The following is a 25,345-nucleotide window of genomic DNA, read 5'->3' as shown; positions in this document are numbered from 1 at the left end:
CACTCTCATCAGTGCGGTGACCTGTCAGTGCTGTCGCTCGCGCCGCGTCATCAGGTGGGCGACCAGGAGGACGGTGAGCACCGCAGTGCAGCCGACGGCGCCGACGGCCAGCGCGATGCCGATTCCGGTGCTGCTCGGGTAGCCGCCGGGGGCGAGGTGGGCGGCGAGGACCGCGCCGGACATGGCGCTACCGAACGAGCCGCCGACGGTACGCAGAACTTGGTTGAAGCTCACGGCGCTGCCGAGCTCGCGGTCGGCCACACTGCGCGCGATCAGTGCCGGCATCGCCGCATAGGTCGTGCCGATGCCCGCGCCGAAGCCGAACATTCCGAGGAGAATCTCCCAGAGCTCGTCGTGGGCCAGCCACAGCAGCAGGCTGGACGCGGTGACCAGGGCGGCGCCGGGAATCAGCAAGGCGCGCATGGGGATACGGGCCGAGACCAACCGGACAACCCGGTTCGCCGCGAAACTGCCGACCGACAGCGGCAGCATGACGAATCCGGCCCAGAACAACGGCATCGCGATGCCGTAGCCGGTGGTGGCGGGTGCCTGCGCGATCAGACTGGCGATCGACAGGCAGGCGTACATCGCGGCGCCGAGGCCGATCGCGGTGCCGTTGGCGACCAGCGCGTCACCGGCACGCAGCACACGCAGATCGACCAGCGCGTGCTCGGTGCGCAGTTCCACCAGCGCCCACACCGTCAGGATCGCCAGCGATACGACAAGCAGACCGATCGTCCACGGCGACCCCCACCCCCACCGCGAACCCTCACCGGCGACGAGCAGCAACGCCGCGAGACCTGCACCGAGCAGCAAGGCGCCGCGCAGGTCGAACGGAGTGCGAGGCGCCCGCTCGTCCGGGCCGTCCGGCACCACTTTCCAGACCACGAACACGGTCGTCAGCAGGAACAGCGCCGCCGCCCAGAAGGCGAAGCGATAGCTGAACACATCGGCGAGGATGCCGGTGAGCGGGTAGCCGAGCCCGAGCCCGGTGGTCACCGTGACCGACAGTGTCGAGATGCCGTTGCGCACTTCGTCGGCGGGCAGATAGCGGCGGGCGAGCGCGATGGTCACCGGCACGATCCCGTAACTGAGTCCTTGCAACGCACGCCCGATCAGGAACACCGCGAAATCGGTGGCCACGGCCGCCACGACCGACCCGATCAGGATGATCGTCAACGACCACAGCAGCAGCCGCTTCTTGTGCGGGCCGTCGCTGAGCCTGCCCATGACCGGGGTCGTCACCGCGCCGACCAGCAGGTTGACGGTGAGCATCCACTGCGCCGCGCTCACGTCGACATGCATGTCGCGCGAGATCGCCGGCACCAGCAACATGCCGAGCGAGCTGACGATGGCAGAGGTCAGTGCGGTGTAGATGAGGGCGGGGGTCAGCCGCCGCGCGGCGGTCATTCGATCGGCCCCGCGGCGGCCAATTTCCGCAGCGCGGGCAGCGCCTGGCCGAGGGCGTCATGTTCCTCGTCGGTGAGGCGCTCGTCGATGGCGCGCGCCAGCCAGCTCAACCCCACCGCCCGCTCCTCGACGAGCCGGGCGCGGCCTGCGTCGGTGAGTTCGACCCACACGCGACGGCGGTCCTCGCTGTCGGGCGTGCGCACGACCAGCCCGAGGGCTTCGAGTTCGCGCACAGCGGTGGCGATGGCCTGGGGGCTGACGGTCTGGACGGTCGCCAGCGTGGTCGCGGTGGCTCGCCCGTGCGTAGACAGATAGCCGAGGACGCCGAGCTTGCCCGCCGAGATCGTCCGGCCGGCGAGCAGCCGCCGGGCGATCGGATGCAGGACTTCACCCAGCTCTCGGGCGGTGGACGGTACGGAAGTCATTAGCCAACCATACAACTAAATTAATCAACTTAGTTGCATAACTGCGGTGATGCTGCGCATAGCGCCGACACGCGAAAGGCCCCTCCGGCCGATGCCGGAGGGGCCTTGTGTGTCAGATCAGCGTCGGGGAACCAGCGACAACGTCCGACCGTCGGCAACATACGTGCCGGTGTAGATCGCGACCGATTCATCCAGGTCGAGGACACCGTCGGAGCCGACTGTGAACCGCCTCAGGATCTCTTCGCCGCCGCGCAACGGGTCGGTACCCAGCGCCCACAGCACCTCACCGCTCGGTGACATCACCGACGATTCGGCGAAAGTGCCGGGCTTCTCCGGCGCGAAAGCGACATCGGGCAGCGGCGTGAGCACACCGTTCGGCTCCACCGCGAAGGAGCTGATGTGACCCGACCCCATGTTCGGCACATACAGGAAGCGACCGTCGGGCGTGATACTCGTGACGTGCGGCAGCATGCCGGTCGGGAACGGCGACCCCCCGACCTCGGTGAGCGTACCGTCCGCGGCCCGCGTGAAGCCGGACACCGAACCGCTGATCTCGTTGATGACATACACGTGCCTGCCATCCGGGGTGACCCGCGGATAGATCGGATTCAACCCGGTCGACACCCGCTGCTTGACCGGGGAAACCGACCCATCGGCATTGATGTCGAACACCAGCAGCTGACGGGGCAAAAGGCTGGCCACGTACAACTGCTTGCCGTCCGGCGAGACGGTGCCCGAGGCGACGCCGTCGAGCGACTCCCCGAAAGGCATGGGCGAACCGTTGCGGACGGGGGTTCCGTCGGCGCCGATGCGCACCGGCACCACCTGCGCATTCTGCAGACCGACGACGACGAAGGCGTCGCGGTTGTTCGGCGCGAAGATGATGTCCACCGGGACATCGGGCATCGCGAGCCGCGTCCCCGCGGTGAGTTCGCCGTCGGTGCCGATGACGTAGGGGATCAGCTGGGGGTTCGTTCCCGGGGCGACGAACAGGAACCGGCCGTCCAGGGTGGGCGCCTGCGGCCAGTTCAGCGCACCGGGCATCGGCTTGCCCAGGATCGGCGTCGGCTGGTCTGTGTCGGAAGCGTTGTAGCCGGCGATGCCGTTGCCGAGGAACCCGTGGGCGTAGATGTGGTAGCCGCCCGGGTCGGCCGCCGCGGGTTGCGCTGTCGCCGTGAAGCCGGGCAGAACGGTCGCCGCGAGGGCGATCACCCAGCCCGCTCGCGCGCGCCGCGTCCCCGAACCACCTGTCGACATTGAATCAGAGGTCATGCCTGGGAGGTTATGGCCCGAACCGCCGGCGAAATGTCCAGAAAACTGCACACCGACCACCGGCACAGACAGCGAGACCCCTCCAGCCGAAGCCGAAGGGGTCTCGCGTCGAAAGGGCCGCTCAGCCCTGGGCGGGCATCAGGCCGAGCTGGGTCAAGAAGCTCACATTGTCCCAATAGACGCGGTGCTCACCGACCTTGCCGTCGCGCAGGGTGAAGGTGTCGATGAGCGGGAACGTCACCGCGCGACCGGACGGTGGAACCTCACCGTCGGCGGTCGCCAGCGGCCCGGTCTGCACGCCGGTGAAGACGATCTCGGCGATCGCGGTGTCACCGTCGACCCAGGTGTTGCGACGCTCGATCTTCATCCCGGGGAACGCGGTGATGAAGGCGCCGATCATCCCGCGCAGCGCCTCGATCCCGGTGAGCGGGCCGGACGGGAACTGCGCCGCCACATCCTCGGTGAAGGGGCTCGCGGCCAGTTCCAGATCGCCGCCTTCGAGGCCGGCGTAGTGCACGTTGACGAGGTCGAGCAGATCGCTCATTGGTTGACCTTTCGATGAGGTTCGCATCCGGATCCCCGGACACCAGATAATATATTGTGCTTTCTTAGTTCGCGCCAGAGTTTCTGTGCGCCTACAGAATTCACCTCAGGTGCCGCCGCACGGCGGTGGTGCTCGCCATGATGTATTCGAACAGGGAGACCAGTACCTCCTTGCACGACGCGCGATCACGCGCATCACACAGCATGATCGGCACATGGGTGGGCACCCCCAACGCGGCGCCGATCTCCTCGGGCGCATACCGATCCGCGCCGTCGAAGCAGTTCACCGCGACCACGAACGGAATCCGCCGGGACTCGAAGTAATCCACCGCGGCGAAACTGTCGGCCAGCCGGCGCGTGTCGACCAGCACCACCGCGCCGAGCGCGCCACGCGACAGTTCCGGCCACAGGAACCAGAACCGGTCCTGCCCGGGAGTACCGAACAGGTACAAGATCACCCGCGGATTGATCGTGATCCGGCCGAAATCCAATGCCACCGTGGTGGTCTGCTTGCCTTCGATACCGCGCAGATCGTCCACGGAACTACTCAGTTCGGTGAGCTGTTCCTCGGTGCGCAGTGGGGTGATCTCGCTGATCGCACCAACCATTGTCGTCTTTCCGACCCCGAATCCCCCGGCCACCAGGATCTTCACCGCCAGTTCGGTGGACATGACCGCCGAACCGCGTCCGTCAGAGGTTGCGTATGCCATCCAATACCGCCTGCAGTAGTTCGGGGTCGGGGCCTGCCTCGGCCCTCGGTGGAGATCGGAAGATCACATAGCCGGCCGCGATGAGGTCGCTGACCAGCACCTTCACGGTGACCAGCAGCAATTTCAGGTGGGCGGCGATTTCGACGATCGACAACGGCCGATGGCGGCACAGCTGGAAGATCTGGGCGTACTCGCGCTCGAGCTTGCTCACGTCGGAGTCGTAGCCGACCGAGATCACCAGGGTCAGGATGTCCAGCTCCGGCAGATCCCTGCCCGCTCTGCCGCGGGTCAGCGCGAACGGCCGAACCAGGGGCCCCGGGTCGTCGTCCTCGTAGCCCCACACCTCATCCGGCCCCTCACTCACGGCACTCGCGTCGACATCGAGGTTCTCGGCGCCGCCGACAGATGCTCACGCACCTGGCCGACGATCACGTTCATCTCGTAGGCGATCAGGCCGAGATCCGCGTCGGCGTCGGTCAGCAAGGCCAGACACGCGCCGTGCCCGGCCTCGGTGACCAGCAGATAACCGTGCTCGAGCTCGACAACGGTCTGATGCAGCGGCCCCTTGGCGAAACGTGTGCCCACACCACGAGCCAGGCTGTGCAGGGCCGACGACATGGCGGCCAGATGCTCGAGATCCTCCCGCTCGAAACCGTCGGACCCGGCCAGCGCCAGACCGTCCGCGGACAGCACCACGGCGTGTTCGGCGCCCGATGTCGTTGTCACCAGATTGGTGAGCAGCCAGTCGAGCGTGCCGACCGGTGCCTGACGAACCATCATGTCCTCGTTCATGTTCTGACCGTTCTACGGATGGGAATGGGGTGGTCGGATGCGGGCCCGGCGCGTGCCGTTCTGCAACGAACTCATCGCCGTGCGCACCGTCTCGGGTGCTCGGACGCGCGCAGTCGACCCAGGCGGCACCGTGTGTGAATCCGCATCTCCCACATCGGTGCCGAGTTGGGGCGACAGGTGCGTGAGCCGTTCACGTACGGGGAGGGCGGGCCTGCGGTCCACCTCGGCGACCGGATGCCCGTTGAGCCTGGCCGGAGGCTCCTGGCTCGCCGCGTGGTACCCGTTGTGACCCACCAGGTCGGCCCGGCCGACCCGGTCCGGTAAGGCCGACGCCGGAACCTGGTCGGGCCGCGGCGCGCCGGGCAGCGCGGTGGCGCCGGGAACCCGGTGCACGGCGTCGCGGCTGCGCACGGGTTCGATTGCAGCCGTCGGGTTGTCGTCTCCGGCCTCGAGCACGGCCCACGGCACCAGCACGATCGCGCGCACACCGCCGTACGGCGATTCCTGCAGGGTCACCGAAATGCCATGGCGCGCTGACAGTCTGCTCACCACGAACAGCCCGAGATGACGATGTCCCGCCAAGGCCATCTCGTGGAATTGCGGCGGCTCGGCCAGCATCGCGTTCAGGCGTTCCCGTTCCTCGAAGGAGATACCGAGCCCCTGGTCGTCGACCTCGACCACCACTCCCCTGCCGACCGAGTTGCCGTGCACCGCCACCAGCGCGTCCGGCGGAGAGAACGCCGTCGCGTTGTCGATCAGCTCGGCCAGCAGGTGGATGAGGTCGGCGACCGCCGCACCCAGCACGCTCAGCGCCGGCAACCGGATCGCGCTCACCCGTGCGTACCCCTCGGTCTCGGACACCGCGCTGCGCACGATCTCCTCCAGCGCCACCGGGTTTCGCCAGCGCCGTCCCGGTGCGCGACCGCCGAGGATGAGCAGGTTCTCGGAGTTGCGGCGCGCGCGAGTCGCCAGGTGGTCGAGCTGGAACAACAGCTCCAGGTCCTCCGGGTCGTCCTGGCGGGCCTCGGCCACATCGAGCACGTCGAGCTGCCTACGCACCAGGGCCTGACTGCGGAACGCGATGTCGAGGAACACCTTGTTGAAACCGTTGCGGGTGCTCGCCTCGCCCACCGCGGTCTCGATCGCGGTGCGCTGAGCGATGGCGAATGCCGCGGCCACCTGACCGATCTCGTCACGACCACTGTCGACCGGGGCCGTTTCGGCTTCCGCGTCGACCTGTTCGCCGTTGTGGATGCGGCGGATGAGGTCGGGGAGCCGGTCGTTGGCGAGCTCGAGGCTGGCCGAGCGCAGGGTGCGCAGGCGACGCAGCAGCCGGTTCGCCAACACCAGCGAGCCCGACACCGCGAGGATCGTGACGAAGAGCATGATGGCAGAGACGATCAGCAGCTGGTTGATCAAGCGGTCGGCCGCCGCGCTGGTCGCGTCGACCGTCACCCGGAACTGATCGCGGATCACCGCGATCAGGCGGGTGTCGACCGCGCGTTCGGCGGCCAGCCATTGCTGCACCGGCATCATCAGCTCGCCCCGCTCGGCCATCTCGTCCTCGCCGGCGGTGCCGACACGCCAGTCGGCGCCACCGGTCAGCGAGCGAACGCTGGTGCGCACGTCCGTCGACAAGCGGGTGTCGACCAGGTCGAATTGTTTACGGTAGACACCGATATGCTGCGCGAGAACGCGCCGCTCACGCGGCGACAGGCCGTCGGCCGCCGCTGTGCCCGCGGCAACGAGACTCACCACCCGCGAGTGGCTCTCGGCTGCGCGCAGCAGGTCGATCGCGGTCATCTCGGCGTCCATTGTCGTGGTGTCGGACGACTTCAACCGTGCGGAGTCCTGACCCGCACCGAGCATGGCGGCGATGAGGTCGCTGAAATATTGGTCGACGTCGCCCGTGGTCGCCTTCCTGCTGTCGACCGATTCCCGGATCACCTGCATTCGTCCGACAAGATCCGAGAGCGCCTGGATGGACTCGGCACCGGTGTCCTGATCCATATCCTGTGCCGCCGAGGCGATCCGGGCGGTCTCGGCGATCGCGCGGTCGGTGTCGTCGCGGCTGGTGCGCAGTTCCGCGTCCGCGCCGGGCGAGTGATCCTGCGCGGTGACGCTGGCGAGTCGTTCCGCCTGGATCGACGTCACGAACCGCAGCAGCGGGTCGATCACGGTGCCCCGGTAGTCGGACCACTCCTTGACCGACTGCGCCCGGAGCCCGACCAGCGTGACCGCGACCGCGCCCGTCGCCAGCAGCACCAGGCTCGGGATCAGGGCGATCGCCAGCACGCGAGTCCGCACGCTCGTACCGAAACGGGCACGCAACGGGCGACGTGAGCTGCCGGAACGGGTGTCCTCGACGCTCGGCTCTGCTTCGGCCGACGGCACAGCGGTTCTCCTCGGGGTGGACAGGCGTGGACGTCGCGGTGGACCGGGCGGTCCACCGCGATGGGTCATCGTGCGGGGGTCAGGTGGGCGGACGGGCCGTCGTGGAAGATCACTCCGGTGTCGACGGCGGGCAGACCCGACGGGGCGACGCTGCCGTCGGCGGCGACGTTGTAGGTGTGCACCCTGGCCGTGCCGTTCACGGTGAGGGAGTCGATGACCCAGAGCTCGTCCTCGTCGGGACTGAGCACCACGCGGCCGGGGACCGTACCGCCCGGTGCTGGGTAGGGCGAACCGGGCAGAGGCGAGAGCGCCCCGCCGGCGCCGATGTGGAAACCGTCGACCTGGCCGCCGCTCGAGGCGGGCACATACATACGCTTGCCGTCCGCGGTGATCGCCGAACCATGCGGGGTGTCACCGGTGGGGTACGGCGAGCCCGGCGCGTTCGACAGGCTTCCGTCCGGTGCGATCACGTAACCGGACAGGGTGGCACTGCCTTCGTTGCTGATGTAGAGGTAGCGACCGTTCGGCGTGATGGCGGGCAACGCGGGGCGCTCGCCTGTCGCCATGGTTGGACCGACCTGGGTGAGCGAAGCGTCGGCATTGATCGCATAGCTGGTCACGGTGGCGCCGATGAACGTGCTCACGATCAGGTTGCGCCCGTCGGGAGTCACCTGCGGCAGGCTCAAACCACTCATTCCGGGTACCGGGGTGGCGGACGCGCCGGTCGGGACGAGAACGCCGGAGGCGGTGATGTCGAAGGAACGGACCTCGGTGGTCAGCGACCCGACGGTCGCGAACAAACGGGAACCGTCCGGGGTGATCGTCACGCCGATCACGGGGGCGCCGAAATCCATTCGGCTGCCCGCGATCTCGTGCAGTGAACCGTCGGCGCCGAGGTCGTAACCGATGATCGAGCCCGAGACCACGTGCCCGGTGTAGACCCGGCGGCCGTCCGGGGTGATCTCGAGAGTCAGCGAGCCGGTGTCGCCGGCGAACGGCGCGCCGGGCACCTGAGTGAGCGCGCCGTTGTCATCGACACGCAGGACGCTGATGTTCGAAGAACCGGTGCCGGTGACCAGCAGATAGCGTGGCGCGTCGCCGGCGGGGGCCGAATGCGCGAGGGCCGGGGACAGCGACAGCGCGAGCGCGGCGGCCACGCCTGCGGCGACACGTCGCGGTGTGAATGCGTTCCTGAGCATCAGGATGCGGTACCTCCGTGTATCGGGCAGGCCACGTCGCCTGCCCGGAATTATGCACAATATAGTGTGCGATATCACTTCGGAAGTTGATTTGAAATAACGCAACGACATGTCCGCCCGGTTGTCACGGCACACAACGAAGGTTGCCAGATCATATACAAAATGTGATCGTTCCGTGTTGTCGCGCGATCCGCCTCCTGCCGATCGCGGACTCCGAATCTCATCGAGGAGATCACCGATGACTTCCTTCTCCGTACCCTGCCGATCCCGCGCCCGAAGTCGACTACTCCGTTGCGCCGCAGTGGCTTTCATCTCCATGCTGCTCAGCGTCGTCGGCTGGAGCACAGCACCCGCCCCGGCTTCGGCGGCGAATGCCCGGTTCCTGGTGGTCGCGGGCACCGCGTCGATGGGCATCAGCGTCCTGCGCGTGGCCGAGGACGGGACATTGTCGAGCGTCCCGAACAGCCCGTTCCCGACCGGATTCGGCGTCCTCTCGCTGGTACTCGCCCCAGACGGCCGCACCGTCTACGTTCCGCACGCCGGCGACTTCGGCGTCTCCGGGTACCGCCTGGACGACAACGGGACGCCGCATCCGGTCCCCGGCGCGGACATCACCGTCGGCGGCCCGCCGACCGCCGCCACGCTCAGCCCGGACGGCACCCAGCTGTTCGTAGTCGTCGGTGGAGCGCCGGGCCACGTCGAGTCGTTCACGGTGACGCCCTCGGGCGCGCTCATCCCCACGGGAGCGCCGACGGTTCCGGTGGACGGGTTCAGCGCCGTCGGTATGGCGGCTGTCGACCCGAGCGGGCGGTTCCTCCGGGTGGTCACCTACCTCGGAAACACCATGTCCAATTACGCCATTGCACCGGATGGCACGATGACTCCGCTCGGCGCCACCACGGTGAAACTCGGTCCGGTGGCGCCGGGGTTCAGCCCGGACGGGCGATACCTCTACGTGAGCAACGAGTTCGGCTTCGATCTGTCCGGGTTCGCGATCGGCGAGAACGGGCAACTGACGCCCACACCCGGCTCGCCCTACCCGACCCACGGAGTTCCGCACGGCGCGGTGGTAACCGCCGACGGCACCCGCCTGTACGTCCCCAATGCCATGGGCCAGTCGATCGCCGGCTTCGACCTGCACGCGGACGGGGGGCTGGTCGAACTGCCCGGGTCACCGTACGCGGCGCCCGCGGCCACGCTGCCGGGTCAGGTCGCCCTGCATCCCGGCGGCAAGACGCTGTACTTGATCGATGTCCTCACCGCCGAGGTGACGACACGGGTGCACACCTACACGATCGGCGCCGACGGTAGCCTCGCGCGCTCCGGCCGGCCTGCGGTCGACACCGGCGTGGTCATGTCCGACGGTCCCGTCGTGGCCATCACCCCCTAGTCGGCCGAAAGGGCCCGGTGCCGTGACCATCTCGGTCACGGCACCGGGCCCCTACCGCGGAGAACCCTGGTTCGGGATCAGGGCTGGACGCCCATCTCCGGGCCGATGTACTCACGGACCCGTGCCGCCTTGCCGTCGCGGACCTCGACGATTTGCACCAGGTGCAGCTTCGTCTGCTGACCGGCGATCTCGATCTCGGTGGTCGCCTCGTTGAAAAAGCCCTTCTCGGTGAAGGTCACCCCGACCGGAACGAAGGTGGGAATCGGGCCGTCACCGGAACGCTCGTACACGGCGGCGACCGCGTCGGCGACCGTCACCCATTTGTCGTCGGCACTGTGCCACACGAGGCAGTCCTCGGTGCTGATCTCGTTGAAGAGATCGATGTTCGTGAGGGCCTTGACCCAGTTGTCCGCGAGGTCTTTGGTGGCCTGATCTGGGGTGCTGCTCATCGTTGAACGGTGCCTTCCTGTCCGGTTCGCTGCAGTGTGTCCTGCGCCACCCATGCTGCGCGCGAACCGGTTGACCGAGTGTCCAACTTTTGGACACTGTGGCCTAGGCGGTGGACTTCTCCTGCGTCGACCACATGCCCTGTTTCTCCAGCATGGCGATCAGTTCGTCGGCCCCGGACATGATGTGATCGCGCATCAGACTGCTCGCCGTCTTCGCGCGACGTTTCCGCAGTGCCTCGAGAATGGCCGGATGGAAGTCGAGGGACTCGTTGGCATGGCCCTCGATATTGCCGTAGAACCGGTTGGGCAACTGTTTGACGATCGAGCGCAACAGCAGCGCGAGACGGCGGGAATCCGCGGCCAGGTTCACGGTGCGATGGAATTCGTGCCCCAGCGCAACGATGCGGTCGAGATCGGCCCCCTCGGCGACCGCCTGTTCGTGCTGGGCGACCACGTCGGCCAAGTGGGCGAGCTGGCGCGGCGAAATGGATTTCGCTGCGCGCGAAGCCAATTCACCGGCCAGCGTGGCCTGTGCCCAGAACAGATCGCGCACATCCTGCCTGCTGAACGCCGAGACCATGAACCCGCGCCGCGGGACCAGTTCGACGAAGCCTTCACCGCTGAGCAGCAAAAGGCCTTCACGCACCGGCGTGTTACTCACTCCCACCGCTTCGGCGATCGGTTCGGTGCGCAGGAACTCACCGGAGCGCACCCGGCCCGAGATGATCAGTTCCCGCACGTAGCTCGCGACGTCTTCGGACAACTGCTGACGCTGCGAATTCACCCGGCGGGGTAACTCCCGCGGCGAGGAATCGGCGTCCAGTGGGTCTTTGTCGTTCGGCACTTACGCATTATGCGGCCCCGAAGCACAATCGCGCAGCACCGCCCCATGGAAACGACGTCGGTCACCGGAGGGTTGTGGCACATGGATGTGACATGCGCGTCGGTGACCGACGCCGTGGCCCGAGGCCCCGCGGGGATCAGAAGGGTCTCGGGAGGTCTACTGTTCAGATTCGACAGTATCCTATATTTAATATTATTGCCTTACCTTCGGAGGCACACTGATGACCGCAGCATTCTTCCGGGCACAGAGCGGCCCGCAAGGGATGGAGTTGATCCCCCAGGCCGAAGCCGCGAGCGGGTGGGGCGAGGAGCACATGCGTGGCCTCGCGGTGAGTTCGGCACTGGCACGCGTCACCGAGCAGCAGATCCACACCATCGGACGCACCGACCTGGTGCCGGTGCGGTGGACCGTCGACCTGTTCCGGCCCGCCCGGCTGCGCCCGTGCACCACCTCGGCGGCCGTCGTCCGGGAAGGCACGCGGTTGTGCTTGATCGACAGCGTGCTCGAACAGGACGGCCGGCCCGTCGCCCGAGCATCGGCACTGTGGCTGGCGCCGAGCCAGAGCCCGCCGGGTGCGGTCTGGTCGGGGGGTACGCGGCCGCAGCCGCCGCCGCTCGGCGCCGCGCTGGTCGAAGCCCAGCACCGGCTCTACTTCACCGAGAAGACCGGCTGGGGCGATGCGGCACAGTCCACCAACGACGCTCGCAAAAGGATCTGGCACGAGCAGATCCCCGTAGTCGAGGGCGAGCAGGCGACACCGTTCCAATTGGCCGCGGGCATCGCCGACGTGGTGAATGTGGCGGTCAATCTCGGCAGTAACGGGCTTGAATTCATCAATGCCGACGTCTCGTTGGCACTGGGCCGCCTGCCGGTAGGGCTGGCGGTGGGTTTCGCCACCACCGACCGGATCGAGCAAGCGGGCATCTCGGTCGGCACCGCGGTCGCCTTCGACCGCATCGGCGTCTTCGGTACCGCGACCCTGTGCGCGCTCGGCGACGCGCACCGCGCCGTCGATGTGCAGAACTTTCGGCCGATCGCGTGACGAGGGTCTCAGAATATATTATGCTGAATAAAAGGATGGGAAGGAGTGCAGCGATGACCCGCTGGGCGGAGACCGACGACAAGGCCACCTCGTGCTGACCCGCGGCGCGGTGCTGCGACAGACACCCGGCGCCTACGAGATCGTCGAACTCGACATCGAAGACCCGCGCCCCGGTGAGATCCGGGTCAAGATGGCCGCGGCAGGGTTGTGTCACTCCGATGACCATTTCGCTGTCGGCACGCAGACGCCTGGCATCCTGCCCCTCGCGGGCGGACACGAGGGCGCCGGTGTCGTCGAAGCGGTCGGCCCGGGCACCAAGGGCTTCGTCGAAGGCGACCACGTCGTGTTCTCCTTCCTTCCGGTGTGCGGCCGCTGCCGGTGGTGCGCGCACGGCCACCAGAACCTGTGTGACCTCGGCGCGTTCCTGGCCACGGGTGCGCGTTTCGACGACCCCACCTCCTATCGGCTCTCGCTCGACGGCGCACCGGTCGGTCAGCTCGCCGGGCTCGGCACCTTCTGCGAATACACCACTGTCTCCGCGGTCTCGGCGATCAAGATCGATCCGTCGATCCCGCTCGACATCGCCTGCCTCACCGGCTGCGGTGTCGGCACCGGGTGGGGTGCGGCGGTGAACTCGGCCGAGGTGAAACCCGGGCACGTCGTGATCGTCATGGGCATCGGTGGTATCGGGATCAACGCGGTCCAAGGTGCCGCACACGCGGGCGCCGCCGCGGTGATCGCCGTCGACCCCGTGCCCTTCAAGCGGGACTCCGCGCTGAAGCTGGGCGCCACCCATGCCGTCGCCGACATCGAGGAGGCGGCCGAACTCGCCCGCTCGATGACCAACGGCCAAGGCGCCGACTCCTCGATCGTGACCGTCGGCATCACCACCGGTCGCCACGTCGGCCAGGCGCTGAGCGCTGTGCGTAAGGCGGGCACCTGTGTCGCCGTCGGGCTCGGCGACGCCACCGTGGGCGCGGGCGACATCAACCTGCACGAGCTCACGCTCTACCAGAAGCGCCTGCAGGGTTCCTTGTTCGGCGCGAGCTCCCCCACCGCCGACATCCCGGCGCAGCTGGCGATGTATCAGCAGGGCTCGCTGAAACTCGACGAACTCGTCACCACCCGCTACTCCCTCGATGACATCACGCAGGGCTTCGCCGACATGAATGCCGGCCGGAACCTGCGGGGCGTCGTCGTCTACGACTGATCCCGGCAAGTCGAAGGACCGATCATGAACGTGCTGATCGAAATGACCGCATTGTGTCCGACCCGCCCCGCCCCCGGGGCGGACGCGCAAGCGCTCGCCGCCTGGTACGCGGCGAAGGCCCGGTTGCACGACCATCTGGCCGGTCTCGGCGGACCCGACAGCGAGCGCGAACGTGAGCTGGCCGCGGCGGCTCACCGGCGCGCGCTCAGCGTCACCGCTGGTGAACCGGTATGAGGCCGGCCCGAGAGAAGCCATTGCAGCTGCCCGCGCCGCGCGCGGAGGCCTGGGCCTGGCAGATGCATGCCACCTGCCGCGCCTACGACGTCAACGACTTTTACGACACGGCTCAGGAATCACGAAAGATGCTGGCCGCCAAGAAGGTCTGCGCGGGCTGCCCAGTGCTGACCCACTGCCGGGATCACGCTGTCGCCGCCAACGAGCCGTACGGCATCTGGGGCGGGATGACACCGCGCGAGCGAGCCAGGTACCGCTGGGTGCACTACCGGCCGAAACGCCTGTGACGCTGGTCGAACACCGGCTTCGACGGAGTTATCCTCGGTAGAGGTGAGCGCACCCGCGCACCGCTACGGAGCAGTACCGAATCGAGCCGGGATGGCCGACATCCAGTCGACACAGCGCAGTTCCGCTTCGGGAATCCCGGCGGAGCCGGCCGCGGCAAGGCTTCGAAGACGCCGAGGAGATCGGGCGCGGCGGTTTCGGCCTCGTGTACCGGTGCGCCCAGCCGGATCTGGATCGGGTGGTCGCCGTGAAGGTACTCACCGCTGAGCTGGATCCCGACGGATTGCAGCGTTTCGTGCGTGACCGGCCCGTTCCTGCCCGTGTACGGTCGCTGCTTCGCCGGGCTCGCGGCCCGCGGAAAACTCGACATCGCGGGCGCGGAGAAGCTGTTCACCGTCGCGCTCGACACCGCCCGGACCACGGTGGGGCCCGGCGGCGCACGCCACCCGTCCGGCGGGGCGCTGCTCGGCGAACTACGCTATGAGACAGTCGATCTCGACGCAGCCTTAGACCTGCTCACGAAGAGCAGGGAGCTATCGTCCGAAGGCGGCGGCGGTGTGGACTTCCTGCTGGCCACGTACGCGACGGGTGCGGTTGCTGCGCGGCGATCGCGACGGCGCGCGCGGACTCCTCGCGGAAGGCTTGATCGACGAATTCGACGAGGACTCCGCCATCCGGTTGTGGCTGAGGGCCGGCGAGTACGAGCGCGCGGTAGCACGGGCCGAACTCCTCGTCGCGAGCGCCGCAGTGGACCCTGGACCGCTGGCCAGGCCGCGCGCCGGGTTGTTGCTCGGTGCCGCGCTGCGGCGGGCCGGCCGCCGGGACGAGGCCGAACGCACTCTCGCACCGTTGATGCGGCAATGCACCCGTCCCGACCTGACCCGCCTGCCCGCCGACGCCGTGACGACCTGGAACGATCAACGAGCCGGCTCGACGATACCGCCCGGATCAGGGTCGGGGGCGCGTACTTCGGCGACCTCGTCGTCGACCGTCGAGGCGGGCATCAGGATCACGATGGCGGCGGCGATCACCGCCGGAATCGCGAAGGCGTAGAAGTTCCAGTGGCTGCCCAGCGAGGAGCCGACGACCCAGCCACCGATGGACGGCCCGAGGATCGAACCGACGCGGCCGAGTCCCATGCTGGCGCCGACGGCCGATCCCCGGCACGAGGCGGGATACTTGGCGGCGACGTAGCCGTAGGCGAGCGAGTTGCTGCCGATGGACCCGAGCCCGGCACCGGCTACCGCGACCATCAGCACCGCGGTATCGAGTTTGCGGCTCAGAGCCAGCAGCGATACCGCGCCGATGAGGAAGAACAGGACCAGGATCCGCCGGGACCCGTACCGGTCGGCGAGCATCGACCCGCCGATCATGCCGATGATGGCGCCGACCTGCAGGACCAGCAGGAATCGCAGCGAGGAGCCCAGTGGGTAACCCGCCTCGCGCATCAGTACCGGCAACCAGGTGTTCAGGCCATAGGTGATCATCTGGGCGCAGACACAGACCAGAACGAACAGTAGCAACGACGGCAGGTAACGGCGGGTGAGGAGCATGCGCAGCCCGGTCTTGCTGTCGGCGCTCGCGGAAGCGTCGACCTGGATCCGCTGCTCGGCACGCACCGCGTCGATGTCGAGGCCGTACGCAAGGGCGAGTTCGGCGGCCTCGGCGTCCTTGCCGCGGGCCACCAGCGAGTTCACCGATTCCGGCAACCAGAAGTACATGACCGGGACCACGAGCACACACAGCGCGCCGACCGCGTAGAGCACCCGCCAGCTGTGGTCGGGCAGCAGGGCGATGGCGACCAGCGCGGCGACGATGCCACCGAAGGAGTACCCGGTGAGCATCATGCCGTTGTAGATCTGCCTGCGGTTCCGCGGCGCGAATTCCATGGTGAGGGCGACCGCTGACGGGACGACGCCGCCGAGGCCGATGCCGGTGAAGAACCTTGCGGCACCGAGGAATTCGGGCGACGTGGCGACGGCACAGATCGCGCATCCGACGGAGAACCAGACGACGCCCGCCATCATCACCTTGCGGCGTCCGATGCGGTCGGCAAGCGGACCCGCGAGCAGGAACCCGACCATCAGGCCGACCAGTGTCCAGCTGCCGATCAAGCCCGCGGTGCTCGCCGACATCTCCCATCCCGGCTCGTCCAGGAGACTGGGCACGGTAGCTCCGTAGACGATGAGGTCATAGCCATCAGCCACGATCGTCAGAAAACAGAGCACGACCACGACGAGGCCACTTCGTTTGCGCGGGGCCGGACCATCCATCTCGTACTCCTTCGACGTTCCACCACGGCAACAGTGCCGAGCGACGTAAATCACGATATAGCACAATATATGATCCTGAATACATTTCGCTCCGGCAAACTCGAGCGCAACCACAACAAAGGCCTGGGAACCGTCGACGGTTCCCAGGCCTTGCGTACCGGAATGTTCAGCCTTCAGCGTTTACCGGGCAGCATGACCGCGACCATGGTCACCGGCTTGTCGGTGCGGTTGCTCCAGGCGTGCTTGATCCCGCGGTTGACCACAGTGTCGCCCGCACGCAGCAGGGTCTCCCCCGTCTCGTAGATCGCGTAGATCTCGCCGTCGATGATGGTGGCGATGTCGACGGTCTCGGTGGCGTGCAGGCCGACGATCGCGTCGTCCTCGGACTTGGCGTCCTCACCGTGCAGATTGCCGATCGATTCCGCGTACACAGCCGGATCGATCTCGCTGTCGGGTGGGAAGGTCGCCAGGCGCACCACCACGCCCGCGGCGGGCGGATCCAGCTCCACCTCGGAGCCGAGCGTGTCGCCGTCGGCCATGGCGGCGGGCAACCCGTCGACTCGCCACACGTCGTTCACCGTGAACGCGGGCAGGGCGATGCGCGTGGCGGTGTTCTCATCGACGGCTATGGTCGACTTGCCGTCGGCGTCGAGGCCCGCGATCACACGTCGGGCGGTTCTGACTAGATGCTCGCTGGTCATGGATGTCACCCTTCGGGTCGGACGGACGAGATGCCCGTCACATTGGTCGATAATATATTGAATATCACATCTTCGAAGGGTGGCACTACCCAGGAATCAGAGATTGGCCGTGAAGAAGGGGGTCAGGGCGGCCATGGCTCGGTCGACGTACTCGGGGCGGTCGTAGGGACCCACGTGGCCCGCTCCTTCGACCAGCACCAGGTCGGTGTTCTCCGGCAGCCGCTTGTGCAGGGCCTCCGCCTGCCACAACGAACCGGCGGCCGACCCGGCGACCAGAAGCACCGGCTGAGTCAGGAACTCGGCGCCGGCGAAGGCGTCGTAGTCGAAGATCCGGGTGACGCTGGCGGTGAACAGCATCCGGTTGTCGGAATTCGGATGCTGCGCGCGGGGGGTGCGGTAGTACTCGTGCGCTTCGACCATGTCGGCGTGGGTGGTGTCGTCGAGGATCTCGGGCACGTAGGTGATCTCGGCGATCTCCCCGCCCGCGGCTTCGATCGCGCGCTGACCCGCGACGGCGTCGAGCGTGGCGATCTGCGCGTCGAGCGGCAGCGAGCCGTCCCAGCCGCGACGGAAGGTGGCGCCGATGTCGACCGGGCTCACGGTGCCGACGGCCTTGATCCGGCGGTCGGTCTTGGTGGCGTCGATCGCGTAACCGCCGCCGGCGCACACACCGAACGCACCGATCCGGTCGGCATCGACGAAGTCGAGGGTCGACACATAGTCGACTGCGGCGCGGACGTCCTCGACCCGGGCGAAGGGGTCTTCCAGACGGCGCGGAATGCCTCCGCTCTCGCCCTGGTGGGAGGCGTCGAAGGCGAGGGTGACAAAGCCCTCGGCGGCCAGCTTCTCCGCATACAGACCCGCGGTCTGCTCCTTCACGCCGCCGCCGGGATGAACACACACGATCGCCGGGTAGTACCGGTCGGCGGAGAAGTTCTCGGGCAGGTACAGATCGCCCGCCATGGTGACTGTGGCGTTCGGGAAGTCGATGTGCTGCACGATGATGTCCTCGGCTCGTCGGGGTTCTTTCCGGATGACATCAGTCTTCGACATCCGGAAAGCCCCTGGCAGGACGACTCTGTTCCTGGGAAGGATCCTTCCCCCTCAGTGCACCGCCGCGAACATCAGTCGTGCGTCGTCAGCCTCGGCCGGATCGAACTCGGCCACGATGCTGCCCTGCTTGGCGACCAGGATCCGGTCCGAGAGCGCCCGGATCTCCGGCAGGTAGGACGAGATCACGATTACCGCGACACCGTCGTCGGCCAGGGCGCGGATCATCGCGTGGATTTCGGTGATCGTGCCGAGGTCCACACCGCGGGTCGGCTCATCGATGATCGCGACCAGAGGCTGGCGGGTCAGCCCTTTGGCCAGCACCACCTTCTGCTGGTTGCCGCCGCTGAGCTCTTCGAGTTCGGCCCGGTCGGGTCGCAGCGTGCGCACATGGAAACGCTCGACGAAGCGTTGAGCCACGGTCTTGCGCTCCCCCGGCCGCACCAGCAACGGCAGGCGTGGCGCGCTGCACAGGTGCCCGAAATAGATGTTGTCGGCGATCGAGAAGTGGCCGAAGAAGCCCGAGGCCTTGCGGTCCTCGGTGATGTAGACCAGGCCCGCGCGGCGGGCGTGGCGCGGTGTCCGGAAACGCACCTTGCGGCCGTCGAGTCGGACGGTGCCGCCACGCAGACGCCGGCGCTTGGTCACCCCGGCGACGATCATCGCGGTCTCACTGCGCCCGGCACCGACAAGGCCGTAGATGCCGACGATCTCCCCCGCGTGCGCGGAGAACGACATGTTGCGCACGGCCGGAAGCAGGGTGATGTCCTCGACCTCGAGCACCGGCGCCGGGTCGGGCTCCCGATTCGGCGGTACCCGTTGATATTCCACGCTGCGACCCACCATCATTCGCACCACCTCGGCACGATCGAAAGCCGGTTTGTCCAGCGTGCCCTGCACCTCGCCGTCGCGCAGCACGGTGATGCGGTCGGCCTCTTCCAGCGCCTCGTCGAGCATGTGGGTGATGAAAACGACCCCGATGCCCTGCCTTTTGAGCCTGCGCATCGACAGGAACAGTTGCAGCCGTTCCTCCGGTGTCACCGAGGCGGTCGGTTCGTCGAGGATGACGACCTTGGCGTCGCGGTGCACGGCGCGGGCGATCTCCACCATCTGCTTCTGGGCGATGCCGAGCGCACCCGCGGGCACCTCGGGCCGGATGTGGAAGTTGTGTGACTCCAGCAGTTCTCGCGCCACCACGTTGAGCTGGGAGAGATTGTTGAAGGCCTTCTCGTCACCGAGGAACAGGTTCTGCGCCACGGTCATCGACTCGACGAGCGATCCTTCCTGGTACACCATCGCGACCCCGGCCTCGGCCGATTCCTTGGGGGTACTGAAGTTGCGCATGCGGCCGGTGACGAGCAGGGTGCCCGCGTCGTGTTCGATCGCCCCCGAGATCACCTTCACGAGGGTGGATTTTCCAGCGCCGTTCTCGCCGAGCAGGGCGTGGATCTCGCCCGGGGCGACCTCGAAGTCGACATCGCGCAGCGCGTATGTTCCGTTGTAGTGCTTGCTGATCCGGCTGAGCCGGATCACCGGCTCGGCGGCGACGGCGGTGTCGCTCACGGTGCTCACCTTTCGTTGTCTGTCTGCGGCTCGAGCAGGTTACGGAAACCGCGCGCGGCCACCACGATTCGGCCGTCACGTGACGCCACACCGGTGACCCCGTGGCGGTCGCCGTCCGCGCGCGAATGCACACTTTCGGCGATGCGTCCCCGCTGATCGATCCGGAAAGCCAGGCCGTACGACCGCGCGGGCGCCCACGGTTTGATCACGCCGTGTACACGCAGCTGCCCCAGTTGCAGCGTGTCGGTGTAGGGATCCGGGCACCGCAGGCGTGGGACGAACCACTGGTCCTGACGAATCGTCGCGGTCATTTCGCGCAGCAATTCGGGTTCGTCGAGCAGCAATTCGGTGAAGCGGTTGCGCGCGTACGGCGCGGCGACCCACCAGCCGTCCGTGGTGGCGGCGATCCGGCCGGGATACACCGGCAGGTTCGCCCCCACCGCGGTCCCGGGCTTACCCGGGGCGGCCACGCCGCGCCGTTCGATGCGATGGTCGAAACCCAGCGACACCAGAACCTCACCGTCGCCGGCGTTTTCGATGCCGCCCGGCCAGCCGAGACCTTCGGCGACCACCTCGGCGCGCGACCCGTCGACGCGCACGATGCGCCCGCTCCGATCATCGGCGACCAGCGCGGCGGACCAGTCCGGTACCTCATGGGAGCCGATGGTTGCCAGCACGACACCGTCGGGCAGCAGGGCCAGATCGGTGACGCACGCGGCCAGCTCGGCATCGGTGCACAGGTCGGCGGCCACTCCGCTCGCGTCGACCGTGACGAGGCCGACGCCCTCGACGGCGGCGACAAGCCGGTCCTCGGCGACCAACAGACTCCCGACCTGCCCGCCGAGCGTCACCACGCGCGTGACGACGCCATCGGTCAGCGTGAAAATGCTGTCACCGCTGGAGAAGACGACCTCACCGTGGTCGCGGATGAGCACGTCGTCGGGTTCGAACTCGGCATCGGGCAGCAGGGTCATGCCCTCATCGAGCCGGCGATTGGGCCGCAGCCCCGCCTCGAACGGCGGCACCGTGCGGTGCCGGGCCCAGTCGGGGTTCAGCCATTCCTTCAGGGCGCTGATCGTGCGGTTCATCGCTGCACCTCCACCATCGATCGACTGGGCACGATCACCCCGGGAACCGCGGCCGGGTCGATCGTTCCGACCTCGCTCGGGTCGAGCGTGAGTCGACCGATGCGGTTGTTGCTGACACCGCACAGATAGAGCTGACCGGCCCGTTCCTTCACCGCGGTCACCATCGGGTAGTTCGCCAGCGACGAATCCCACAGCACCTGAAGGACTTCGCCGCGATCGTTGAACTTCATCACGCACGAGACGTTGAGTTGCGGCACCACCCAGCTGTCCAGCGGCACCTCCTTGGTCATCCGCCTGCGCACCGCCGGGTAGCGGTTGAGCAGGTCCGACATCGGCGTGCGCATCGACACGAACGGCAGCCAGTAGTTGCCGTCGGAGGAGCGGTTGAGGTTGTCGGGGTTACCGGGCAGGTTCTCCAGCACCGGTTCCAGCTGCCCCTGCTTGGGTCCGGCGATCCAGAGGCGATCCACCCGGCAGAGGCCGGTGCTGGCGATGAGGATCGACTGGCCGTCGTGCGAGGTACAGATGCCGTTGGGGAACACGCTGTTGGAGACGACCACCTCGGTGCCGCCGTCGGGATCGATGCGGACCACCCGCCCGTTGGCCCGCGATTCCACCAGCTCCACCAGGTATTCGGCGGCGTTGGTTCGCGTCGAGAAGTCCGACACGTAGATCGAACCGTCCGGTGCGACGTCGAGGTCGTCGACGGCACGCAGGCCGGAATCGTCGAGCAGGGAGAAACGACTGCGCCTGACCTTCGTCGCGATCGGCTCGGATTCACCGTCCGGGGAGATCCGGTAGATGCCCATGCCGCCGACGGCGACGAGCAGCTGTCCGTCCCGATCCCACCCGTGGCCGAGCGGAAAACCGCCTGTGCGAGCGAAGATCTCACCCTCGTCCGGGTTGTCGGCACGGAAGCGCCACACCCAGCCGCGACGGTCGCCGCAGTAGACGTTGCCCTCGGGGTCGACCGCGCAGTCCTCGGCGCCCTCGATCTTGCCGAGGCCGATCGGGGGCGCGTCGGTCGTTCTGTTGTTGATCGTCCACACCGTGCCCGGCTCGGTGACATCGAGGAGCGGGCCGAGAATGATCCGGCCCGGATCGATCTTGAGCTTGTCGGCGGTACGCTGCCGATACTTGCCCCATTGCAGGTCGAGCACCGCGAACACGAGCAGTGCGGTGGCGAGAATGACCGTGTAGTACGAACCTTCGAGTCGCAGCGCCACGGTAGCCTGCTGGATCACCTGCACGACGATGATGCCGACGGTGGCCCGCAGCACCGATCCCCGGCCGCCCTCGAGGCTGACACCACCGAGCACGACGGCGGTAAGGACGATGATCTCCCAGCCCTGGCCCACGTCCGGGTCGGTACGCCCGACCCTGGCCGAGGTGAGCAGGGCGGCCAACCCGGCCAGCGCACCCGAGAGCACGTAGACGAAGAAGGTGACCCGGTCGACGGGAATGCCGTTGCGCCGCGCCGAACGCCGATCGCTGCCGACTGCCGCGACCCACCAGCCCCACCGCGACCGGGTGAGGCCGACATGCACGGCTATCAGCACGCACCCGAAGAAGAACCAGCCCGTCGGGATCAGCGCGATGCTGCCCTCGCCGAGAAAGTCCCAGACGATATCGGGCTTGGGCATACTCAGCTCGAAACTGAACGCCGACTGCAACGCGGCGGCCGCACCACCGAAAGCGACCAGGGTGACCAATGTGGTGATGAACGGCCGCATCTTGCGGTAGGCGATGAAGTAGCCGTTCACACTGCCGAGCAGCGCACCGAAGATCACGGCGCCCGGTGCGACGATCGCCATCGGCCAGTCCCAGGCGCGGGAGGCGACCATCGCGCCGATCGCTGTCAGGCCGACCATCGAACCGATCGACAGGTCGATGCCACCACAGACCAGCACCACGGTCAGCCCGATGGCCAGCAGCCCCTTCTCCGACACCTCGTCCAGGATGATCGGGGTGTCGGCCGGTCCGACCGGGGTGAAGGAGACGAACAACAGGCTGAGCAACAGGGCGAGGGCGAGTGGTACCGCGCCCTCCATCCAGCGTTTCTCGAACAGGTCCGACAGGGTCCTGGCCGGCGCGAGCCGGTCACGCCACTTCCCGCCGGTCAGGGGGAAGGCGTCGATTCCCCGCGAGCGTGACTGCAGTTTCATCGCCGCTCACTGCCCCTTATAGCAGGCGATGGTGGTGTTGTCGACGTTCGCGCGGTCCACGATGGTGTGCGGCACGAACGCGACGGTGTGGCTGCTACCCGCTGGTGCGCCGGTCTGGACGAGCTGCTGGGTGGTGACCACCGCGGCGGTGCCGACGCCTTGGACATCGTAGGAGGCCGAGGCGGTCACCTTGCCCGCGCGCAGCGCGTCGCACCACACGGTGTCGGCAGCCATCGTGTAGGTGCCGAGGGAATCGGCGGGGATCACACCGCGCGAGACCGCGCTTTGCACGGCGTCACCGACGGCGACGGAGTTGAGGTCGTAGGTGACCAGGAACCCGCAGAAGTTGTTCTTCTGCTGCTGGATGATCGACTCGGCGGCCTGCTGCGCGAGCGAGTTCTGCCACTGGGTGTGTGCGGTGGTCACCACCTCGAAACCGGCGGGGTCGAGCACGTTGTGCACCCCTTTGGACCACAGCAGTGAGGCCGCGTCATTGCCCGGACCGTCGATAATCGCCAATCGCTTGGGAGCGCCACGCTTTTCGCAGTCCTGCACCGCCCGCTGGGCGATGTCCTCGGCGGCGGCGAGGTTGTCGACACCGATGTAGGCGTCGCCGAGACGGCTCGAGATCATGTTGACCACCACCGTGTAGATCCCCGCGCGCTGAGCGTCCTCGATCTGCTTGGACAGCACACCGACGTCGGGGTTGTGCAGGATCAGCACGTCGGCGGCCTTGCGGGCGATCAGGTCGCTGATGATCCTGGTCATCTTGTCGGTGTCGAAGTTGGGGTCGTAGACCTGGAAGTCGGCGCCGAGGTTGCCGAAGGCGCGCTCCATCGACGCGCCCCAGTTCATCGTCAGGTTGTAGCCCTTGTAGAGAATCGGCACGAAGGCGACCTTCTTGCCCTGCATCGACTCGTGCACCTTCTGCGTCGCGTCGAACAGCTGCACGTTCTCACCGAACGTCTGACCCTCACCTCCCGCGGGTCCGGTGGCCGAGGTGCGACCACCGGTGGAACAACCTGCGAGCACGACGGCCGAGACCGAGGCGAGAGCGAGGGCGATCAACTTCTTCTTCATCGTTGAAGACTCCTTGTGAGCGAGGGTGTTTCGAGGCGAGGGCATTACAGTTCGCCGCTCTTGGCGGTTTCCTCGTCGCGCGGATGCAGCCATGAGTCCAGCGCGATGGCCGCGATGAGCACACCGCCACGGATCAGGTCCTGCACCGCGGACGTGAGGCCGTGCAGCACGAGCAGGTTGTTGAGCACACCGATGAACAGCGAACCGGCGAGCACCCCGAGGATCGAGCCGCGGCCACCGGCCAGCGAGATGCCACCGATGACAGTCGCGGTGAGCGCGGTGAACAGCAGCGGGTCGAACGAGGTGGCGGTGGTCTGCACGCTGCCCTGGATCGACACCGTCAGGTACCCGGCGAGCAGGGCGAGCAGAGCGGAGATCACATAGGTGAGCACCTGCAACGGCCGGACGGGGGCACCGGTGGCGCGGGCGGTGGCGAAGTTGTCGCCCATCGCCCGGATCAAACGGCCTGCCGAGGTGTAGGTGACGAAGAGCCAGGCCAGTACGAAGACGGCGGCGGCGATGATGATCGGTCGCGGCACACCGAGGACCGAACCATTGCTGAGCTCCGCGATCCATGACCCGCCGGGCAGGGCGTAGTAGTTGCTGTCGAGCAGCAGCATGTCCACCCCACCGATGACGAGCAGACCGGTGGCCAGGGTGACGAACAGCGACGGCACTTCGACATAGGCCACGAGCACGCCGTTGACGAGCCCGACGATCAGTGCGACCGCCGCGGCGATCGCGATCGCCTGCCACTCGGGCATGCCACTCGACATCAGGGCGAGCGTGGCCTGCGCGCAGCCGAGCGCGACACCGGCGATCGACAGATCGATGCCTTTGCCCAGAATGACCAGGGCGACGCCGACGGCCAGAATCCCGAAGGCCGCCGACAACCGCAACAGGCTGGCGAAGTTCCCGGCGGTGAGGAATCCCGGCGTCGTCGCGGCACCGACGACGCACAGCACGGCGGTGATGCCGAGAACGAAATAGGCCTGCTCTGAGCGACCGAGCTGGTGGCGCAGGCTGGGGCGGGGCGTGGTGGCCGCCGCGGTGGACGTCGTCATGATGCTCCCCGCATGGGTTTCTCCTCTGAGACTCAGGTCACTCTCGCAAACTGAGCGAAATATTAAATATGTGGTGTTGTGCTCACTAGAAGATCGACCCGTGATCAGCCGAAGGGTCTACAGGGCTGCGACCAGTGGCTGATGCGACATCAGAGTTTCGGA

General features: G+C 67.3%; 24 protein-coding genes and 1 pseudogene. 6 read left to right on the top strand and 19 right to left on the bottom strand.

Annotation, left to right across the window (positions count from 1 at the left end; translation table 11 throughout):
* Positions 1 to 24: 24 nt before the first annotated feature.
* The 9 genes from IU450_RS25755 to IU450_RS25715 form a co-directional block, all read right to left on the bottom strand.
* Positions 25 to 1,410: an MFS transporter gene (locus IU450_RS25755; RefSeq protein ID WP_195152323.1), complete on the bottom strand. Its 1,386-nt coding sequence runs from the start codon at positions 1,408 to 1,410 to the stop codon at positions 25 to 27.
* A complete protein-coding gene (locus IU450_RS25750) occupies positions 1,407 to 1,835 on the bottom strand; it encodes a MarR family winged helix-turn-helix transcriptional regulator (protein ID WP_195152322.1) in 429 nt (142 codons plus the stop codon). Before IU450_RS25750 ends, IU450_RS25755 begins: the two co-directional genes overlap by 4 nt.
* Positions 1,836 to 1,952: 117 nt before the next feature.
* Entirely contained in the window at positions 1,953 to 3,107 is a 1,155-nt protein-coding gene (locus tag IU450_RS25745; protein ID WP_195152321.1) for a lactonase family protein, read from the bottom strand.
* 121 nt (positions 3,108 to 3,228) lie between these two features.
* Positions 3,229 to 3,651, bottom strand: a complete 423-nt coding sequence (locus IU450_RS25740) for an ester cyclase (protein ID WP_195152320.1) — start codon at positions 3,649 to 3,651, stop codon at positions 3,229 to 3,231.
* Positions 3,652 to 3,751: 100 nt separating this feature from the next.
* The gene (locus IU450_RS25735; RefSeq protein ID WP_324197822.1) at positions 3,752 to 4,321 is read right to left on the bottom strand and encodes a GTP-binding protein; all 570 of its coding nucleotides are present in this window, start codon (positions 4,319 to 4,321) and stop codon (positions 3,752 to 3,754) included.
* A gap of 19 nt (positions 4,322 to 4,340) precedes the next feature.
* On the bottom strand, positions 4,341 to 4,724 hold the full coding sequence (locus IU450_RS25730) for a DUF742 domain-containing protein (protein WP_195152318.1): 384 nt from the start codon (positions 4,722 to 4,724) through the stop codon (positions 4,341 to 4,343).
* Positions 4,721 to 5,152: a roadblock/LC7 domain-containing protein gene (locus tag IU450_RS25725; RefSeq protein ID WP_228835111.1), complete on the bottom strand. Its 432-nt coding sequence runs from the start codon at positions 5,150 to 5,152 to the stop codon at positions 4,721 to 4,723. Before IU450_RS25725 ends, IU450_RS25730 begins: the two co-directional genes overlap by 4 nt.
* Before the next feature lie 12 nt (positions 5,153 to 5,164).
* Positions 5,165 to 7,546 carry a nitrate- and nitrite sensing domain-containing protein gene (locus tag IU450_RS25720; protein ID WP_195152317.1) on the bottom strand — a complete coding sequence of 794 codons (2,382 nt, stop codon included), beginning with the start codon at positions 7,544 to 7,546 and terminating at the stop codon, positions 5,165 to 5,167.
* 65 nt (positions 7,547 to 7,611) lie between these two features.
* On the bottom strand, positions 7,612 to 8,745 hold the full coding sequence (locus IU450_RS25715; protein WP_195152316.1) for a lactonase family protein: 1,134 nt from the start codon (positions 8,743 to 8,745) through the stop codon (positions 7,612 to 7,614).
* Positions 8,746 to 9,046: 301 nt separating this feature from the next.
* On the opposite strand from IU450_RS25715, the gene IU450_RS25710 reads away from it, so the two are divergent.
* Positions 9,047 to 10,135, top strand: a complete 1,089-nt coding sequence (locus tag IU450_RS25710) for a lactonase family protein (protein ID WP_195152315.1) — start codon at positions 9,047 to 9,049, stop codon at positions 10,133 to 10,135.
* Between the two features lie 77 nt (positions 10,136 to 10,212).
* On the opposite strand, the gene IU450_RS25705 is transcribed toward IU450_RS25710, so the two are convergent.
* Together IU450_RS25705 and IU450_RS25700 are read right to left on the bottom strand one after the other, a co-directional pair.
* A complete protein-coding gene (locus IU450_RS25705; protein WP_195152314.1) occupies positions 10,213 to 10,584 on the bottom strand; it encodes a hypothetical protein in 372 nt (123 codons plus the stop codon).
* Between the two features lie 103 nt (positions 10,585 to 10,687).
* Positions 10,688 to 11,407: a GntR family transcriptional regulator gene (locus IU450_RS25700; RefSeq protein WP_195152440.1), complete on the bottom strand. Its 720-nt coding sequence runs from the start codon at positions 11,405 to 11,407 to the stop codon at positions 10,688 to 10,690.
* Between the two features lie 241 nt (positions 11,408 to 11,648).
* On the opposite strand from IU450_RS25700, the gene IU450_RS25695 reads away from it, so the two are divergent.
* The 5 genes and pseudogenes from IU450_RS25695 to IU450_RS40035 form a co-directional block, all read left to right on the top strand.
* A complete protein-coding gene (locus IU450_RS25695) occupies positions 11,649 to 12,470 on the top strand; it encodes an acyl-CoA thioesterase domain-containing protein (RefSeq protein WP_195152313.1) in 822 nt (273 codons plus the stop codon).
* Positions 12,471 to 12,561: 91 nt separating this feature from the next.
* Complete coding sequence (locus IU450_RS25690; RefSeq protein WP_195152312.1) at positions 12,562 to 13,680, top strand: NDMA-dependent alcohol dehydrogenase; 1,119 nt, start codon at positions 12,562 to 12,564, stop codon at positions 13,678 to 13,680.
* A 24-nt stretch (positions 13,681 to 13,704) separates the two neighbouring features.
* Positions 13,705 to 13,914, top strand: coding sequence for a hypothetical protein (locus IU450_RS25685; RefSeq protein ID WP_195152311.1), 210 nt, complete (start codon positions 13,705 to 13,707; stop codon positions 13,912 to 13,914).
* A complete protein-coding gene (locus IU450_RS25680) occupies positions 13,911 to 14,201 on the top strand; it encodes a WhiB family transcriptional regulator (RefSeq protein WP_195152310.1) in 291 nt (96 codons plus the stop codon). The genes IU450_RS25685 and IU450_RS25680 overlap by 4 nt, the downstream gene beginning before the upstream one ends.
* A gap of 91 nt (positions 14,202 to 14,292) precedes the next feature.
* A pseudogene (locus IU450_RS40035) lies at positions 14,293 to 14,521 on the top strand (hypothetical protein); the annotation flags it as partial.
* A gap of 595 nt (positions 14,522 to 15,116) precedes the next feature.
* Here IU450_RS40035 and IU450_RS25675 read toward each other — a convergent pair.
* The 8 genes from IU450_RS25675 to IU450_RS25640 all read right to left on the bottom strand — a co-directional run bounded on the left by IU450_RS25675 (position 15,117) and on the right by IU450_RS25640 (position 25,183).
* Positions 15,117 to 16,472: an MFS transporter gene (locus IU450_RS25675; protein ID WP_195152309.1), complete on the bottom strand. Its 1,356-nt coding sequence runs from the start codon at positions 16,470 to 16,472 to the stop codon at positions 15,117 to 15,119.
* Between the two features lie 173 nt (positions 16,473 to 16,645).
* Positions 16,646 to 17,173, bottom strand: a complete 528-nt coding sequence (locus IU450_RS25670) for a cupin domain-containing protein (RefSeq protein ID WP_195152308.1) — start codon at positions 17,171 to 17,173, stop codon at positions 16,646 to 16,648.
* 96 nt (positions 17,174 to 17,269) lie between these two features.
* Complete coding sequence (locus tag IU450_RS25665; RefSeq protein WP_228835109.1) at positions 17,270 to 18,226, bottom strand: alpha/beta hydrolase; 957 nt, start codon at positions 18,224 to 18,226, stop codon at positions 17,270 to 17,272.
* A 51-nt stretch (positions 18,227 to 18,277) separates the two neighbouring features.
* Complete coding sequence (locus tag IU450_RS25660) at positions 18,278 to 19,786, bottom strand: sugar ABC transporter ATP-binding protein (protein WP_324197821.1); 1,509 nt, start codon at positions 19,784 to 19,786, stop codon at positions 18,278 to 18,280.
* Positions 19,787 to 19,791: 5 nt separating this feature from the next.
* Positions 19,792 to 20,874, bottom strand: a complete 1,083-nt coding sequence (locus tag IU450_RS25655) for a hypothetical protein (protein WP_195152306.1) — start codon at positions 20,872 to 20,874, stop codon at positions 19,792 to 19,794.
* The gene (locus IU450_RS25650) at positions 20,871 to 23,039 is read right to left on the bottom strand and encodes an ABC transporter permease (protein ID WP_195152305.1); all 2,169 of its coding nucleotides are present in this window, start codon (positions 23,037 to 23,039) and stop codon (positions 20,871 to 20,873) included. The genes IU450_RS25655 and IU450_RS25650 overlap by 4 nt, the downstream gene beginning before the upstream one ends.
* A 6-nt stretch (positions 23,040 to 23,045) precedes the next feature.
* Complete coding sequence (locus IU450_RS25645; RefSeq protein WP_195152304.1) at positions 23,046 to 24,119, bottom strand: sugar ABC transporter substrate-binding protein; 1,074 nt, start codon at positions 24,117 to 24,119, stop codon at positions 23,046 to 23,048.
* A 44-nt stretch (positions 24,120 to 24,163) separates the two neighbouring features.
* Positions 24,164 to 25,183 carry an ABC transporter permease gene (locus tag IU450_RS25640; protein WP_195152303.1) on the bottom strand — a complete coding sequence of 340 codons (1,020 nt, stop codon included), beginning with the start codon at positions 25,181 to 25,183 and terminating at the stop codon, positions 24,164 to 24,166.
* Positions 25,184 to 25,345 lie beyond the last annotated feature (162 nt).

Origin of the sequence: Nocardia abscessus (assembly GCF_015477775.1) — a bacterium.
GTDB classification, from domain to species: Bacteria; Actinomycetota; Actinomycetes; order Mycobacteriales; family Mycobacteriaceae; genus Nocardia; species Nocardia abscessus_A.
This window is presented reverse-complemented; position numbering and strand designations above follow the sequence as displayed.